The organism is Parapedobacter sp. ISTM3, from assembly GCF_016533505.1.
In the GTDB taxonomy this organism is placed as follows: Bacteria; Bacteroidota; Bacteroidia; order Sphingobacteriales; family Sphingobacteriaceae; genus Parapedobacter; species Parapedobacter luteus.
Map to the genome: position 1 here is coordinate 117,578 of NZ_JAENGN010000016.1, position 15,950 is coordinate 133,527.

Annotated in this window: 8 protein-coding genes; 1 reads left to right on the forward strand and 7 read right to left on the reverse strand. The window is 50.7% G+C overall.

Annotated elements, in window-relative coordinates; genetic code table 11:
• Window positions 1–36 precede the first annotated feature (36 nt).
• The 7 genes from JHJ32_RS18590 to JHJ32_RS18620 form a co-directional block, all read right to left on the reverse strand.
• Window positions 37–1,734, reverse strand: a complete 1,698-nt coding sequence (locus JHJ32_RS18590) for a RagB/SusD family nutrient uptake outer membrane protein (protein WP_200121981.1) — start codon at window positions 1,732–1,734, stop codon at window positions 37–39.
• 24 nt (window positions 1,735–1,758) lie between these two features.
• Window positions 1,759–4,929 (reverse strand): TonB-dependent receptor, encoded by a 3,171-nt coding sequence (locus tag JHJ32_RS18595; protein WP_233632753.1) that lies wholly within the window; start codon window positions 4,927–4,929, stop codon window positions 1,759–1,761.
• 102 nt (window positions 4,930–5,031) lie between these two features.
• Window positions 5,032–9,153 (reverse strand): two-component regulator propeller domain-containing protein, encoded by a 4,122-nt coding sequence (locus tag JHJ32_RS18600; RefSeq protein ID WP_200121982.1) that lies wholly within the window; start codon window positions 9,151–9,153, stop codon window positions 5,032–5,034.
• 36 nt (window positions 9,154–9,189) lie between these two features.
• Window positions 9,190–10,353 (reverse strand): type II secretion system F family protein, encoded by a 1,164-nt coding sequence (locus JHJ32_RS18605; RefSeq protein WP_200121983.1) that lies wholly within the window; start codon window positions 10,351–10,353, stop codon window positions 9,190–9,192.
• Window positions 10,350–10,847: a type II secretion system protein J gene (locus JHJ32_RS18610; RefSeq protein ID WP_200121984.1), complete on the reverse strand. Its 498-nt coding sequence runs from the start codon at window positions 10,845–10,847 to the stop codon at window positions 10,350–10,352. The genes JHJ32_RS18605 and JHJ32_RS18610 overlap by 4 nt, the downstream gene beginning before the upstream one ends.
• Window positions 10,844–11,203, reverse strand: a complete 360-nt coding sequence (locus JHJ32_RS18615) for a type II secretion system protein (protein ID WP_200121985.1) — start codon at window positions 11,201–11,203, stop codon at window positions 10,844–10,846. The genes JHJ32_RS18610 and JHJ32_RS18615 overlap by 4 nt, the downstream gene beginning before the upstream one ends.
• Window positions 11,204–11,217: 14 nt before the next feature.
• On the reverse strand, window positions 11,218–12,540 hold the full coding sequence (locus JHJ32_RS18620) for a hypothetical protein (RefSeq protein WP_200121986.1): 1,323 nt from the start codon (window positions 12,538–12,540) through the stop codon (window positions 11,218–11,220).
• A 198-nt stretch (window positions 12,541–12,738) separates the two neighbouring features.
• Between JHJ32_RS18620 and JHJ32_RS18625 the strand changes: the two genes are divergently transcribed.
• The coding region (locus JHJ32_RS18625; RefSeq protein WP_200121987.1) for a hypothetical protein at window positions 12,739–15,950 on the forward strand (3,212 nt) is incomplete at its 3' end.

Consider the following 15,950-nt stretch of genomic DNA (forward strand, 5'->3'; position numbering starts at 1 on the left):
GATGTTGCTTGTTTTTAATAGCCGTTTTTGTGTGATTTAGTAATCCGGATTTTGTTCCAGTAGGTTATTTGAAGCCAATATTTCTTCCCTTGGTATAGGCAGCCAATAGTGCTTTTTCATAAAGCTCCTGCCATCCAGGGCAATCTTACGCTGATAGCTGAAGGTATCGCCGTTCCGCGTTATCTCTATACCGTATGCCGGTTCATTTTCCGTCTGCTCGGCAATCAGCCACCGTCTGACGTCATAAAACCGGTGTTCCTCGAAGGCCAGCTCAACCTGCCGCTCATTGCGTACCAAGGCACGGAATTGATCCGGACCCAACCCGGTAGGCACGTCCGGCATTGCCACGCCGGCGCGCGAGCGGATAAGGTTTATGGCCTCCCTGGCCGATAGCGTTGCTCCAGCAGGGACGGCATCGGGCCCCACCAATTCGTTTGCCGATTCGGCAAAGTTTAGCAGGATTTCGGCATACCTGAAGTAAATCCAAGGTTGAAGTCCCGCAATATTCCAGGGGTTATTGATGGGCATATCTTCATCCGTAAATTTCATCAGGTAATAGCCCGTCCGGCTGGTATTCCAGTTGGAGGGGCCATCGCGGCTATCGCGGCCGCCGGGCACAAAAGTTTCCACATTGCGGCCACGGTAAGGAGCACCGTTGTAGAGAATGGTTTGATAGAAGCGCGGATCGCGATTGAGGTAAGGCTGCTGTGGGTCATACCCAGACCCGGCCTCGTCAATCGCCATGCCGTTGGCCATGCGGTAAGCATCCACCAAATTCTGCAAGGGTACATTCCCGCCCCAGCCATCGTAGCCGTTTGGTCCATTGGCGATTTCCATGGGCACATGGCGCGCACCGACGGTATAGTAGCGGGCAAAGATGATTTCATTGTCCGTAGAAGCCTTCCTGAACAGCTCCCGGTAGCCACCCTGAGAAATGCTGTACTTATTCAGTGCCATGACCGCGGCGGCAGCATCCACGGCCTGGTCCCAGGTGCCCGTTTGGTAAAGCGGGCTGGCGGCATAGAGCGCCAGTCTCGATTTCAGCGCCAGTGCAGCACCCTTCGTAGCCCGGCCCAGCAGCCAGGCTGAACTGTTATCCTCCGGCAAGCCAGCCGCAGCCTCATCCAGCTGCCCCAGCACGTACGACATACAGGAGGCGATGTCCTCCCGTCTAAAAAGCGCCGGATCCGTAAAATCGTCGTTCAATTGGTAGACCTTATCACCGATTAGCGGTACTCCGCCATAGTTCCTGATGAGATCATGGTAGCGGAATGCCCGGATAAATTTAAGCTCAGCCACGAGGAGGTTTTTGCGCGCGGCGCTCATGGGTACCTGCTCGATGTTGGCCAGTGCAAAGTTGCATTCGCGGATACTTCGGTAACTTCGTTTCCAGAGTGTCCCGGCGATGCCTGTATTTTCCGGCGAGAGCTGCCCACGTTGGATCAGCCAGGTATTGTCATCATTATTGTAGACCGATTCATCCGTCAGGGAAGACCACAGGGCATATTCAAATCCCCGGCCAAATCCCGGGGGAGTGCCTTCAGCCTCCTTGTCCGTAAGCCGCACCCCCATATACCGATTGATGACAAATGATTCAAATAGCACTGAGTCTGATAATATCGCAGCATCTGAAACGCGGTCTGTCGGAACCACATCCAAAAAGTCCTTGTTGCAACCGGCGAGCATAGCCAATCCCAGCAGCAGTATGTTATGGAGTTTTTTAAACGTTTTCATAATAATGGTGTATAAGTATTAGATTCAGAAGCCAACATTTACGCCCAGGTTAATGATGCGTTGCTGTGGATAAAACTGTCCGCTTTCGCTGGAGCCTTCCGGATCGAAATCTTTCAGCCCGGTGATCGTAAAGACATTAAACCCATTGGCAAAGACGCGCAGGCGGCCAATGCCAATCCGCTGGACGAGGCTTTGGGGTATCGTATAGCCCAGTTCAATGTTTTTTAGCCTTACAAAAGCGGTGTTGAAGAGCCAAAAGTCATTTCTATACAGCCCCCCGCTGATGGAAGAAGAAGCCCTTTCACTCACCCGGGGATACGTACCCGCCGTATTTGAAGGGCTCCACCGGTTTTCTGCCCAAGTATCGAAATAATTCCCTATCGTGCCCGCCTCAGACAAGATGTACTGTCTGGACTTGCCCTGGCCCGCGAATACCGCTGAAAAGTCGAAGTTCTTATAGCTGGCATTGAGGGTGAGGCCAAACGTAAGTTGGGGGATATTACCCAAATCGGTACGCACCATGTCGTCGGCTGTGATTTGACCGTCGTTATTATAATCCTCAAAAATCAGATCGCCCAGTCCAGCGCCAGGGACGTGGGGGTAGGCGTCCAGATCAGCTTGTGTTCTAAAAATTCCCAGGGTGCGATAGAGTAAGTACGTGTTTAGCGGGCGGCCGGTTTGCCGTTGATATTCGGGGATGCCCGGAGCCTCGTCCATAAACACCACGTTGCTGCGCACCAACGTGGCATTTGCGGCAATGCCGAAGGTGATATTCCCCTGGCGTTGGTACCCCAAGGTGGCTTCGAAGCCACGATTGTCCACGCGGCCGATGTTTTCAGAAGGAACCAGCGGATTGTTTGTGTCGAAAGGGTTGACAATACCCGTGGTACCTGGGATGGAAGCATTGCGAGGCAGCAGTATATCCGAGCGTTTTTCGTTGAAATAGATAACTTCCAAATCAAAACGATTGAAGAGCCGAGCATTGAAGCCGATGTCGGTTTTCTTGGATACCTCCCAGGTAATCTCCGGGTTGGCCAGCTTCGCGAGGTCCACACCCGCGTAGATGCCACTACCCAGTGTGTAGCTGTTGTTGAAGATGTAGTTATTTATAAACTGATTTGCGCCGACATTATCACCGCCCAGTTCGCCATAGGAAGCACGCAATTTCAATTCATCAATGAACGATACGCTTTGCTTGAACCAATTTTCGTCTGAAATCCGCCATCCGGCAGAAATTCCGGGGAAGTAGCCAAATCGACTGTTTTTCGGAAAGATGGACGACCCATCTACCCGCAGCTGCACTTCAAGCAGATAACGTGTTTTATAATCGTAGTTCGCCCGGCCAATGAAGCTGGTGCGGCTTTCGCGCCAGCTAAGCCCGGCATTGGTGCGATCTTCCAGCGCAGTGCCCCCTTGGGAGAGCTCCGGGGTGAGCGGCGAAGGGAAGTTACGCCGTCCGGCTTCCATGCGGGCAAGTTCACGTTCACTTTGTTCGTAGGCAGCAAACGCCTTGATGTTATGGTCGCCAAATGCCTGTTCATAATTCAGCTTGATATGTGCGGTTGTGAGTGTGGTATTTTCCTGGAACTGTTGAAGCTGAGCGCGGGCTTCGCCCACGGTCCTGGGGTCATACTGGCCTGTGGAAGCATCGTAGCTGTACACGAGGTAAGGGGTTATGAAATTTTTGCCCGATTCCTGGGATTTATCAACCGAAAGGAAGCCATCCACCATCAATCCGTCCAGAAAAGGCAGCTGGTAAGAGGCGCGCAGGATGCCGTTAAATACCAGCTTCGGATTGTCGTTGGTGCCGCCCGCATCGGTGACCATCATCACGGGGTTGTTATTTTCGATTCCGGTGCTGGGCAGTCCATTCGAATAGCGGGCCAGCACCGTTGGATAAGCCCGATAGATGTTGCGAAAGATATCGCCGGCGCCCACCGTCGGAAACCGGCGTTTCTCTTCGCGCCCAGCGACAGACAACCCTGCTTTGAACCGGTCGGTCACATCCATATCAATATTCGAGCGAAAATTATGTTGATTGTATTTTGTGACACCTTCTCTAAAAAGGCCATCCTGCATCAACGTTCCGGCAGAGACGAAATAACGGGTGGTTTCCGTGCCACCGGAGACGGACAGGTTATGCTGGTTTTGGAGTGCCGTAGCGGCGAGCACTTCTTTTTGCCAGTCGGTATTGGGGAAACGATCCGGATCAGACCCATCCCTGAACTTGCGGATATCCTCCTCGCTATAAAACTGGTTCATTCCGCCACTTGGATTGTTGTAGTAGTCGATTTCATTTCGGATTGTTGCATACGTGGCTGCATCGGCCATGGCAGGTAGCCGTGTTGGCGAGGAGAATCCCTGGTTGAATGAATATGACACGGTTGGTTTGCCCAGGTTTCCCTTTTTGGTAGTCACCAAGATAACGCCGTTAGCGGCGCGGCTGCCGTATACCGCTGCGGCCGCATCCTTCAATACGCTTATGCTTTCGATATCATTGGGATCCAATCGTTCCAGGCCACCTACTTGTCCAGGCACACCATCAACGACGACCAGCACATCCGTATTTCCCGTGGTGGAAATCCCCCGAATCCGGATTTGCGAACCATCGTATCCCGGTTCGCCACCCCGGTTGGTTGCCACCAAACCAGAAAACCTGCCCGCCAGCGAGTTGGAGAGGTTTGGCTGCGGGCTTTTTACCAAGTCGCCGCCCTTTACTTCCGATACCGAGCCTGTGATGGTTGCCTTGCGCTGCGTACCGTATCCCACCACCACGACTTCTTCCAACGCCTGTGGGTCTGCCACCAAGATGATATCCAACGACGTCTGGTCTGGCGTCGTATCGGCACGCGCTTCCTGCGTGATATAGCCGATAAAACTGAATGTCAGCACCGCCTCGCCGGCTGGGAGGACGAGTTGGTAGCGGCCCTCTTCGTTCGTTACCGTGTTGATCCCCGATTGTTTCGCGCTCACGGTCACGCCAGCCATCGGGTTTCCGGCCTCATCCCGTACGGTGCCCGACACCGTGGTTTGCAAACGTTGCGATGCAGAAGGCCGCGAGCCATCCGTTGGCAAAGGCGTTGCGCCAAAGGCCACAAACACATGGAGGATGCATATCCATCCCGTCAGGAGCAAGCACATCGGTCGGTTAAGACTCCCATGGCAGTGCATTGCACATTGTACATCTTTAGTCATAGTTTTACGATTGGTTTATAACTTGATGACAAATGTCAGGCATACACCCATTCAGGAGTGAGGGGTAAAAACAAAAATCGTAGGGGGTAAATTAGATGGATATCAGTTTGCGCGGTGGATTTCGTGGAACGGCTTGCGGTACTTCCTTACAAATTCAGACGGGTTCAGCTTATACAGTTTGACAAACTGTTCCCTAAAATACTTGACGTCTTTCATTCCCACCTTGTAGGCCACTTCATACACGGCATTATCGGTGGTAAGCAGCAACTGTGCGGCACGATGTAGCCGTACGGTGCGGATTAGGCTGTTGAGTGTCTGCCGGTTAATCTCCTTGATGCGGTTGGAGAGCGTCGCGTAGGTCATTCCGCACCGGTCCGCCAATACATGGACGTTAAAGTCATCATCTTCAAGATGAGCTTCAATAATTGACACACATTTGTCGAGCAGCGTTTTATCTTCGCCAGATAATTTCTGGTGCCCTACGGTATCGGTCAGGCTGTTGAAGAAATACTCCCGTAGGTTTGCTGCACGTTTGAGGAGGGCCCTCACTTTAGCCAGCAACACATCCTTATCAAACGGCTTAGCTAAAAAATCATCCGCACCATTTTCCATTCCTTCGAGCTGTATCTGTGCACCTTTGGTTGCCGTGATCAGCAAAATCGGGATGTGTTTCCAAGAAACCGTCTGCTTCACCATACGGCAGAAATCGATACCATTGCCATCGGTCAGCATGATATCGCATACGATGATATCCGGCAATTCCGCACCCACGATTTCCAATGCATCGGCTTCATTGTCTGTGAGCCTTACCCCGTAGTCCGCCTCGAACAGCACTTTGAGATAACCCGCAAGCTCGATGTCATCCTCCACAATCAAGATTTTGGTTGGCTTTGGCATCTCCAATATTTTCCGGGCCATATCGTTTCCCGAAACGTTGTTTTCAGGCGGTTTGTCAGCTGCCGGAGGGATGGGGAGGTCCTGAGGCAGCAAGATGGTGAATGTTGTCCCTTGCCCTCGCTCGCTGCGGTAATTGATCTTGCCGCCATGTAGTTCTACGAGCGATTTCACCATCCAAAGTCCAATGCCAAACCCCTTGGGTATGTGACCATCCGATGCCGTTCCCTGGTAGAACTGTTCGAAGAGGCGGGGCCCCACCGAGTCCGGAATGCCACACCCCGTATCCGCTACGGCAATTTCCAGCAGCTTATTGTGTATCCGTTTGATGCTCATGCAGACCTCGCCTTGGTCGGTAAACTTGACCGCATTAAACAACAGGTTGAAAACCACGATTTCCAATTTCTCCCTATCAGCTCGGATCAGGAAGTGTTCTTCATCGGCGAGCAGCGTCATGCTAATCTTTTTCCGGTTAGTTTGGTTAGTAAAACAAGCCATGACGTCGTTAGCCAGTTGGACCACATCCAACTCTTCCCACATGACTTTCTCGGTTATCAGATCATCCTTCCGGATGTTCAAGGCTTGGTCGGCCAGGCGCAACAGGCGGGAAGTATTGGCATGCAACGTGTTTACATACGGTTCAAGCTGCGGTGGCGGGCCGCTATTCAGCAGGTCTTTCACCGGATTGAGGATGAGCGTGAGCGAAGAACGAAATTCATGGGAGAGCCGGGTATAGAAATTCATTTTCAGTTCATTCCATTCCTTTTCCTTTTCGCGTTCGATGCGCGAGATAGCCAGTTCGTATTTCAGCCGTTCCTGTTGCCGGCGGTAGCGCAAGTAATAGTAGATCACGGTGCAAGCAGCCAGCAGGTAGCCGAGGTAGGCCCATCCATTTTTATACCAGGGCGGCAGCACGATGACTTTTAAGGTTTTGACACTGCCCTCCAATACGTCGCTTCCACTTTTGATCCCCACGCTGAAAGTATAATGGCCAGGTGGCAGGTAGCGGTAGGTGGCGGGCTGCTGCCCTTTGACGAAATTCCAGTCGGCATCAAGCCCGTCCAGCTTATACGCATAATCAACTTCGTCGGCATAGCCATATTCCAGCGATGAATAATGAATGGTAAACGTCGATTGGAAGGGCTTTAAGGTCAAGGTAGATGTTTCGTTTAGCGCTTGGGGCAGGATCGGCTGGCCGCAGGGGTCGCCGGCGTCGATCCGTTCGCCGAAGATTTCCAGAGCGGTCAGCATTACCGGTTTTGGGGGCATGCCTGATGTGAGCTTCCGGGGGTTGAAGTAGGTGAGGCCGGCCGTGCCGCCAAAGAAAAGGAGTCCGCGACGAAGACTGAAATGGGCCGATCCCGGATTGAAGATACCCGCTTGGATGCCCGAAGAAGACGAATAATTGGTGATCGCACCCGTACGCTGATCAATCTTCGATAGCCCATTATTGGTACTCACCCAGCATGACGAGTCCAAGTCAAACTTGATGCTGAAGACGGTATTGCTGGCCAGGCCGTTGCGTTCGTTATAATGTTTGATGATCCGATGCTTATGCAGGTCATAGACCAATAACCCCAAACTTTCAGTAGCAATCCAAAGTTTGCCCCCTGTGGCAACATGCAGTGCATAGATTACCTCGTTGGCCAATCCGCCGTCAGCAGGATTGGCCGTAAACGGAATAAATTGCTCCCTTTCCGGATTAAAGTAGGTCATGCCGGCACCATAGGTGCCAATAATGAGGTTGCCTTGAAGATCTTCCGCAATGGCGCGGATATCATTGGATGGGATATCAGAGTTGGTATGGAGGTAGCGGCTGAATTTCCCGGTAGCTTCGTGGAGTCTGTTCAACCCGCCACCGTTGCTGCCGATCCACAGCCGTCGCCTGCTGTCTTCGAAAATGACACGGACATCATCCCCACCCAGTGAGCCCTCTTCATCCGGGCTGAACCGGTACGACTGGAAGTCGCCCGTTGCCTTGCGGTATATTGACAGCCCACCGTTGTATGAGCCAAACCACATCCGATCCCGGCTATCCCGGTAAGCGTAAAGGATAGCGTTATCCATTATGCTTCCGGGCCGGCCATCTGCCAGGTAATGGCCGACAAGCCGATTTGACCCGTCGAGCACGAAAATGCCGTGGCCGTCGGTGCCGACAAACAAGTTGCCTTCTGCATCTTCCGAAAGGCCGTAGTAGCGAATGCTGTTTCGCTCGGCGGCCGGTAAGGGACCAACGTGCCGAAGATTCTCAAAGTTGTATTTTGGTCTCGGCAGGAGGAAAACACCGTCGCCTGTCGTCCCAATCCAGAGGTTGCCATCGCGGTCAAAAAAAAGGGACGATACCGAGCGGTTCGTGAGCGCCGCCGGTTGGTTTGGATCCGACACAGCCGGCATACGGCTGAGAACGGTTAGTCCCTGTTTTTGCACGATGCTGAACCGGTATACACCACCATCTTCCAACCCGATATAGATTTCGTGCATATTTCTTGAGACGATAGCCCGAAACCGATTGCTGGGCAGTCCCAGCTCATCAGCGGTAAACCAATGCCGATAGCCCGTTTTCGGGTCTACCAGAAGCATCCCATTATTGGTTGCCACCCATATCCTTTTACCTGCATCCTCATAGATATGGTGTACCCGCGCATAGCTGTTTTCATGCTGTAATTTTTTGAGCGGTTCGTACAGTGAAAGTTCGCCATTGGTCATGTCGAACACTTGCAATCCGGCATCTTGAGTCCCTATCCACACCAGCCCACGGCTATCCTGCAAAATGCGGGTCACCATATTGGACCTCAGGCCAGGAAGGCTTTCCGAGGTATAGCGCTTGAAATCACCACTGAGCGTATTGAATCGGAATAAGCCGAGTCCGTTGGCCGAAATCCACAACTCATTATCTTCCCGCGAGCGGCTTATCGAGCTGACATCGGTTTTATACCGCCCTTTGGATGTGGCCAATAATTGATGGTGTACAAATGATTCGGACGAATTATCGTATTTACTGATTCCATTCCGCGAGGTGACCCACATGTTTCCCTGCCCGTCGGTATGCATTTGCGTTATGTAATTGCCCGCCAACCCATTGATGCGTTGCGTATCGTACTTTATATTGCGGAATGTTTTTCCATCAAACCTGCTCAACCCGTCTTCAGTCGCTATCCAGATGAATCCCGCTTTGTCCTGGGCAAAGCTGTTTACCTTGTCAAAGACCATCCCTTGCTGCGTCGTATAGTGGTGGGGCCTGGATAGCGATAGCTTGGGCACTTCGGCATAAGCTCCGAAGCACGAAAACAGCAATAAGCCAGTTATTAAGCCTTTCAAGGTTAGCCGCATACCGGATAAAGATAGGTAAAAATTACACACGCCGCATTATCCAAACGTATCGCCCATCTGGAACATCGGCAAGTACATTGCGATGAGGATAAGGCCTACGAATAATCCGAGGAAGACAATGATCAAGGGCTCCAGCAACGCCGCTATCGTAGCCGACTGGTATTCTACTTCATCGTTGTACTGATCGGCCACCTTGCCAAAAAAATCAGCCAGTTGGTTGACCTCTTCGCCCACCTTTACCAGAGACACCAGCTTGGTATCATAGATAGGGAAGGAGGCGAGGCTGCTATGCAACGAATGGCCATGCATGACACGCTCCTCCACCGCGGTGAGCGAGCGCTCGATGGGGTAGAAGCCCACCATTTGGCGGCAAAGCTGCAGCGCACGTATCAGCGGGATTTTCGACCCCGTAAGCAACGCCATCGAATTGCAGAAGCGGGCCAGGTACACCTTTCGGATCATCCCCCCAAATACGGGCAGGCGAATCATCAGCCAAGCCATCCACCGGCGGTTCCATTCATTGCGGCGCTGGAAGTAAAGCCACGCGATAAGAGCTGTCAGCGCAATGCCGATCAGCGGCGCATATTTGCGCGAACCCGCTGATAACGATACGATAAGCTGAGTGATGGGCGGGAGCGCATTGCCAGAGCGCTCAAAGATGTCGCCAAACATCGGCACGATGAAGTTCATCATAAAAAAGATAGCCCCAAACGAGGTGAGCATTACGATGATGGGATAGGTAAGCGCACTGGTGATCTGGCGTTTCTGCTTAAGGCGTTTGCGAAAAAATCGGGCAAGGTCTTGCAAGACAGCGGCGATTTTGCCTGTTTCCTCTCCGATCTGTACGCTATGGTATTCGTATGGCGTAAACGGATGATGTTGCTGCATGGCCGCCGAAAGAGAGCTCCCCTGCACCACCGCCGCCTGCACTTCGGCAAGCATCGCTGCATTTTTTTTGTTCTGCTGCTGGCCGATTAGCATATCAAACGCCGCTTTTAAGTCAATGCCCGCCTGAAGCAGGATACCCAGTTCGTGGTATAAGGACTCCTTCTGCTTATCGCCGAAGGGCGAAAACAATGTATAATCTTTAGACAGCCATGCCGCAAGTTTCGGCGGATTGCGTTGTCCGCCGGGTGTAGCCGCAGCCGCACGGGTCGGCGATGCCGCCCTGATTTTCTTGATGTCAATGCCGTTGTTCATTCCGTCGCTTGTATTAATCGAATCAATGTTGCTGCATCGTACCATTTACTTATCGTGATGGACAGGGGCTTATCCTCGATGGATACCGAAAATATGCTCAAATCAACCACCTGTCCGGCAGTTTCCAACTGCTGGCCTCCAAACCAGCAGCGAAGGCTGTCTGCCCGGATGCGAAATGTATCGGCCACCATGCCCTCATGCCGGACACACAGCGTGTCCGACACCGAATATTGAACCAGCCGTTGCCTACCGATAAAGTCAATACCAGTGCCGTTATATTGCATTTCATCCGCATCCTCAGCGTCTGCCTGCAACGCCCGATGGAACCTGTTGAATTCCCCATAGCGGTCCAACTGGCTGGCAAGTGTATCACTTTGGCGCTGGACCAAGCGCACCGCCGTGTAGACAAAAGAGATGGCCAGTGCCGTGAGTACCAGCGCTACCATGATTTCCACCATGGTAAATGCGTGCAGCCTATGTTTGCGGCTTTTCATTGGCTGTCAATGAGAATTTCGCGGTATACGGCCACCTCCCCCGTGCCCTGTTTGTGTGCCCTTAGCTCCAGCACGTTCAGCAGCGTATCGTTTTGGTACGGCAATATTTCCTTGTCAATGGTCACGCCGTTGTCCAGCGTATACCGTTCGGCATGGCCGTATTTGCTGTGCTTGGTTTCTGCAGCGATGGCCTTCATTTGCAGTTGCAAGCCCACCAAGTTGTCTGGTCGTTTTAGCGCCATCTTCGCATATAAGGTAGCTGCAATGGCCATCACCAGCGTGATGATGACCAAGGCTACCAGTACTTCCACCAAGGTAGAAGCTTTCAGACGGCGGTATACAAGCTGTGCAGCCATGATGCGCGTATTTTTCAGTGATTTCTTTCTTTCTTCGTTTTTTTATCCAGCCATGCCAGTACCTTGCCCTTTCTCCCGGCGTTCAGCAGCGGGCTGCCCCCGTAGTGGGGCGGTAGCCGGGTGCCGTCCATTACACCACCAAGCACAAAATTTTCGTACAGGCTAGACGGTGTTTGCAAGGTAAACCTGCGGCACAGGGTTACGCCGTTTACCGTGCCCTTCAATTCCAGCAATCCGTCCGCATATACCTGTCCGTTTATTGTGGTTCCCTTTTCCAATCTGATTACCGCCAATAGCTGCTCACTGCCCGGAAAGTGTGAAAACACCAACCCATTGACCACGCTGGCGCTATCTATTTTTATCACCGGCTGAAATTCATGAATAAGGCTGTCTTTCGGTACGTTCACAAGCCCAAGCACCGACGGGTATGCAAATACACATTCGCGCCCGATGATGAGGGAATCTTGAGCGAACGCCTGTAAGCGGCCTTTGAATCCATCTGCAAACCGGATGCACGGTGCAAACAGCAAGACGTTGTCCAACAGCGCATCTGCCGAGACAGTGATGGCGCTGTCCGCTACGAGCACCACCTGGCCGGTGATGGGCGGGCCGGCGATGGTCAGGCTATCCCGGCTATGGAGCAGGTAAGGAGATCCGGCAAAGCGCTGCGTCAACGAATCCCGGCCCCCTGTGCTGTACCAATCATCAGCCATACGTTTCCACGAGGTTGTATCTTCATGCTGAAGGTATGGAATCAACCGGCCAAGTACGGTACTGTTCAGCGCGGGCAGCTCGGTCAGGCTACGCCGGATAGCTCCGCCATAGATCACTTCGTCACCGGCATAAGCCTGATTTTCGATGTAAGCCTTGCGGATGCCCGCTTCCGGCAGATAGGCGTCCCCTTGGATGCGGGTTTTGCCCGATATCGATAGCGGTCGGTATTCATCGGCCAGATAGAGCGCATACCGTTCGTTAGCCATAGGCAAGGGGCCCATCAAGAACACATTAGCCAATGTATCCCGTCCCTCATGCGCATAGGCGACACCCACGTCAAACACCCCCCAAGGCTTACGGATGAGGGAGACGCTATCCAGCCCATCGCCAAACAAGCTCATGGCAAGGGTATCTTTTTCGTCCACCGGCCCGCTGACGAGCAACAAATTGGTCGCTGAGGCCAGATGCCGTTGCAGCCGTTCCTGTCGGAGGGTATGCGCGGCGTACTGCCGGTTATATTGGAGAATCAGCAGCAACCCAGCCGTCATCACCCCGATGATGACCGCTATTAAAAGCGCGAAGAGCAATGCTCCGGCCCGAAGGTGTGTAGGTCGCTTTTGCATGCGTTGACTTATGCCGGTGAAAGTATACAAATGCGGTGTGAAAACATAGCCCGTTTGCTATTTGATAGGCACAGGCTATCACATTTATAGCCTATGCCTATCAAATTTATAGCCTGGACGTATCATAGGCAATCGCTTCTCGGCGTAGCTTTGTTGGACAAAGAGATATAATCATGCAAATACCGTTAACCAGATTCCTTGAATATGCACATTTGGGTGATGTCAAGTGAAAATGTCGGAGTTTACAAGTCAATTAACCGAAAAGCTCAAAATCTAATCCAAATTGTTATGATAACATTCCGAATCCTTGCATGCCTACTGCTGTTCACGGCGTTTGTTTGTCAAGCCAACTCGCAAACACTATCCGTTCCAAATTTTGTGCCGCAGACTCCAGAAATTTCGTGGGGGCAGCGATTTGGCGAAATACCCGTCAGTGAATATACTGGTGTGCCTTCCATTTCAATACCTTTCCACACCATCAAGTTAAAGAACACAGAACTGCCGCTTTCCTTGGATTACCACGCGGGTGGTATCAAGGTCAAGGACGAGGCAAGTTGGGTGGGGCTGGGTTGGAACTTGACAAATTTGGGAACCATCACGGTCGAACCTGTCGGCGGGCCAGATAACCCGATTATATATGCCAACAATAACGACTGGCAAAGCACTATAAATCGTGCGCCCTTGTCGGGAGGGCATCCTAGCCGTTATCTGGGTACTCATTTTCCCATGATGGATTGTGGCATCGATGATCCCAATTTGGCTTTGCCAAATGAGCGTATGATCAACGAGAGTTTCAATGGGAATGGCGAAAGGGACGTGTACCACGCTAATTTCTTAGGTAATAGCATAAAGTTCTACATAGCACCGATAACAAACAATATTGTCATAGTCGGAGAGAAAAAGCCGTACACGATTGAAAAGACAACGAGTGGCTGGAAAATTGTTGACGACTTGGGTTATCAGTACTTTTTCAACGGCTATGAATATTACCGGTATGATGGGATGCATAATCAGCTGAACAATACTTGGCATTTGACCAATGTCGTGTTCCAAGGCAAGGAGTTGCTAAAAATCGTACATAACACTGTTCAGGGCATCCAAATGTTACCTCAGTTATCGGACATGGTCGTCGACAAACAAGAGGGAACGGTAGGCATCCAGCGTAAATTAACACATGTTTCAGAATTCTATGCGCGATATCCAACATATCTAGTGTCAGCACTTGATAGTATTGTGTTTGTCACCGGTTCGCGCGTCGATTTCAGGAATGCGCCAGCACTGAATTATATACGAATATATAACCGGAGGGAGGGGAGTCTGGTTAAGACCATCGAATTCCAAAAAGATTATTTTTTAGGGGCCGCTGTTGGCTCAGAGACCTCCACGTTAGACTATGTGACCAAGCGTTTACGGCTAAACAAGTTATTGATTCGGGGAACAGGATCAGAAGTGCAGGAGTATGGGTTTACCTACCACGGGCAGCTTCCTTACAAAACGTCATTCTCACAAGATTTCTGGGGATATTATAACGGGCAAAACAATACATTCGCAGGTAACGTAATAGGCGGCGCGTCCTATAGTTCGATTTTTTCTCTTAATCGAACGCTACTTCCTACAGCAGCGTCTCTAGCGTTTGAAGAAAACATTCCCAACCCGCAACTGCAGTTTGCTGCGGCCAATAGAGGAGTTAGTGAAGCACATGTCGTTGCTGGGTCGCTTAAAAGCATTACGTATCCTACCGGCGGGAGAACCGAATTTGAATATGAACCCCATAGAGTGAACAATGTCACCTACGTCAAATCCAGTCAGAGCTTGGGAACCGGGCATTACCAACGGGTGATCAATAACAGGAACACTTCATTTAGTACCCCAATGGTCCAGTTCGCGGTGACGCAAGAAGTGCGAGCAAAAATAAAGATACTTATTAAAGCAACTACATATAACTTGACCGATTTCAATGCATTCAATGTCGTGTTGGTAACCAATGTAGGGTCTCCTTCGCCGGTGACCCGTCGTTACGCGATAACGACCGATGAACAAAAGCAAGAGTTTAATAGAACGAGGACGGTTACTATTGAGGACGAGATCACATTGCCGGTAGGCGGCGTAGTTTTGGCTGCTAATGTTGGCAGTAATTTACCCGACCAAGGTTATACATTCAATAATGGAGTTTTGGCTGAACTAACCTACTTTGAGGGCATCAATATGTCTCAGGAATATGATTCGTATGTTGGCGGTCTACGTATCAAAACTATTCGAAACTATGAGAGTGGTAATGTTCTGGCAGGCACGAAGAGCTTCCACTACATAGACCAAAACGGTAAACCATCAGGAAAACTGGTATATCCCATGAGGTTCTTCCATAGGGAGAACACAAGGTACCAAAAATTCGTAGGGGGTGGAGTAATTACCATCGTGAGTGAATACAGGTCTTACGACTATTTCCATTCAGACAATTACTATAGTTATGCCAATGGCTATGCACCTTCGCCAATCGGATATTCAAGAGTGGTCATCAGGGATGTGGATCCACAAGGGAATAATAAAGGAGAAACGGTAAAACATTTTAATAATGTGGCGGTGGAAAGTTATTTTTCTCAAGGAAAGAAGTTTGTTCCTAAAGATATATTTAGCCATGCATTGAATGGTAAACTTCAAAAGCAGACATACCTTAGTAGCAGTGCAGACAGCTTAGTAGTCGAAGAATATCGGTACAAAATAAACAATCTTAGCCATAATTATACGAATGTTAGCATAACAGATCTGTATGACGGTCCGATACACTGCAATGCCCGGACAGCCTTTCTAAATAGTAATCGCTTTGATGTAATCGTGAGTGCATACAGCAATTTCAATGTGCAATTGGATATAGCAGATAAGCGTGAGCTGATGGGCAATGGACGGGTTTCCGTACGAAAAACTTATAAATACGATGCCCAGAATTATAAGGTTTCCGAAGTTGCTCAAACTGGTTCGGACGGTGTTACAGTGTTTGAACGTACCATGTACCCAAAAAATTTCACATCAATCACGTTGCCCCTCTATCCGATTTTGGTCGGGGCAAACATGGTTGGAGTTCCAATTGAGAAAACAGTCCTTAAAAATGGTAAAATCGTAGACTATTCGCGGATTGATTATGGGACTTGGGGTGGTGTTATAGCACCGCAGCATTACTATAGAAAGGACGCCGAAGGAAATAACTATCGGGTCGCAACGTTTTCCCGTTATGATGCCTTCGGCAACCCGCTTGAATTTCAGGAATATGACGGGCCTCCGACTACCTATTTATGGGGTTATGACGGCCAATATTTAGTTGCAAGGATTGAAAACAATACTTATGCTGCAGTTACCAATACCGGTGTTAATTTAAGTGTGTTAAACAGTTTGACAAGTACGGAAACGGCTAAGGC